The following is a 2,213-nucleotide window of genomic DNA, read 5'->3' as shown; positions in this document are numbered from 1 at the left end:
AACGCCTTAATTCGGCTTATAAGCGAATGCGGCCTTCTGTGCTGCATCCAAGATATCCTCGCTTGGGACTCCCTTTCCAAGATAGAAAACACTCATCTCCTCAGAATTCGATGGATCCCAAACTACCCAATAAGGCGAAGGGATCATGTTTTTCTTGTTCCTCTGATACTCCATCGTGAGACTCATTGCCCCCATACGACAATCCTGCATCGTCCCATCAGTCATCGCCTCGAAGTCCAATATTTTCCCAGTCTTGGGCACGTAAAAGCCTACGTACAGCACAGTGTTCTCCTGATTTCGTGACATCTAGACAATAGAAAGCGACCCATCGGATTCACGCTTGACCTGATAAAGCTCACCCGTCTCTGAATCCGGAATTCTCATTACCGAATCCAACTCCAGCAACACAGGAATAGACGCAATCAACTCACGATCTTTAAAGGCCCAATGCGGTCCCTTATAGCGTTTGATTTCCTCATAAGGCACTGGTGAACGATCTGGGGTCGCACCTAAGGCTCCTAGATTAGCCGCATAAGCCGCCACCTTTTGACGCCAAATTTTTGCACCTGGTGTAGCGAAGCTGAATCGTGCAGTCACAGCCCGCGCACCTTTGCTGTAGCCCACCAACTTGCACCCTTTATCCCGCTCTTCCCGTTGACCTATGTGTTTGCTGATGTACTTGCCGACATATCGGGCGATGCCCTCAGCGGTGGACTTCACAGGGAGTAACTCGGTCCTACCAAACTTGTAGTTCTTAGCTGTCTTCCGCCAGAAAGCCCACTCGTCACGAATCGCCACTCCTGCAGACCGGTAATCATTGTCCGCAATACCTGCGAAATCAAAACCTGTACGGATATCCACCTTTAGAGCCACAACCAAGTGGAAGTGAATCCGACCGTTCTTCTGCCGTTCCCAGACCCACACAAAGTCACAATATCGTTTGCTGAGGACATTCGTAGCGAGAGAATGAAACCTCCTTTGAGCCTCCTTCGGACAGGTCACATGATCCGCAAAAGTCAGGGTTAAAAACCCCAGGAAAGAGATCCCATATTTGTCAGCCAAAAACTGGATGTTCCAGGCCAGTGCGCAGGCCGCTCTACGATGCGCTTTTGTAAGAATGCGAAAGTCTGGGAAAGCCTTGTCCAATAAGGGTTCCAGCGCGTCTGGAGCCCCTTCCGTTATGCAGATGTTACTAAATAGACAAGGAAGAGGCGCGTCGCCCGTAGGGGGTGCGAACTCGTCAGAAAAAGACGTGCGCACCTCGCCCCAATCGGCCTCTTTTGGAGACGAATTTGGTGACAATTTGGATGAGTTTTGGGAAGGAGTTTTGTGACAGAGGTCAAGCGCGCACATCCGACCCTTTCCGGGCCGAAAACGCAGTGGTGTACACTAGCATTACCGGTTAGTCCTTAGGTTAGTCCTTAAAGATTTCGCAACCGGTCACGGGCTAGGTGTGACTTCAACACACGCTGGCCCACTTCATTTGGTGACCGAGATCGAATACTACGATGGAATCACGGTCTCTGGCACTCCAAATACTCAAGCTGTAGCGTTCGTGGATCTAGGTTCGCCCGCGATTTGGCCATGTATACATGCACACAACTTCGTGACGCGGGCCGTCGACGCCGACGCCTAGACCATGAAGCGGCACCAGCAAATCAACGGTTGGTCAGCAGGAAAATGTTAGGAGGTCCTAACAAAATTCATCCGAAAACTGTCAACATATCTAAACAAAATTACCCGTCTAAAACACAGGATTCGCGCCGGATTCAGAAATGGGAAAACCCTTGTAAACACAAGGGTTCAGAGGGGTTGTAAGCCCTAAAAGTGGCGGAGGATTTGGTGAGTAGTACCGAGGGCGGTTGCGCTTCGGTCCGCGCCTCACGCTGACGCGCTGCGGTGCAGCCTCAGCTCAACCGCCTTGCTTCGACTTTTCCCGTTGCCGACGCTTTCGCTCTGCATCGGTCATAGGTCTACCAAACAAAGGCGGCCTACCTACCCTTTTAACAGGGCTAGGAAACCCTGGAAGCTCTAAAGTGCTTATATCGTGCAGCTCCTTCATTGCAACGCCTCCTAGACCCATTAAAACGCCTTAATTCGGCTTATAAGCGAATGCGGCCTTCTGTGCTGCATCCAAGATATCCTCGCTTGGGACTCCCTTTCCAAGATAGAAAACACTCATCTCCTCAGAATTCGATGGATCCCAAACTACC

At 50.7% G+C, this 2,213-nt stretch carries 1 protein-coding gene; it reads right to left on the bottom strand.

The features are described from left to right. Positions 1-306: 306 nt before the first annotated feature. Positions 307-1,146: a rolling circle replication-associated protein gene (locus ACUHMQ_RS20470; RefSeq protein WP_445297296.1), complete on the bottom strand. Its 840-nt coding sequence runs from the start codon at positions 1,144-1,146 to the stop codon at positions 307-309. Between the last annotated feature and the right edge of the window lie 1,067 nt (positions 1,147-2,213).

It is taken from the genome of Chitinimonas violaceus (assembly GCF_052601015.1).
The sequence above is the reverse complement of the archived record's forward strand: the minus strand, read 5'-3'. Positions and strand labels throughout refer to the sequence as shown.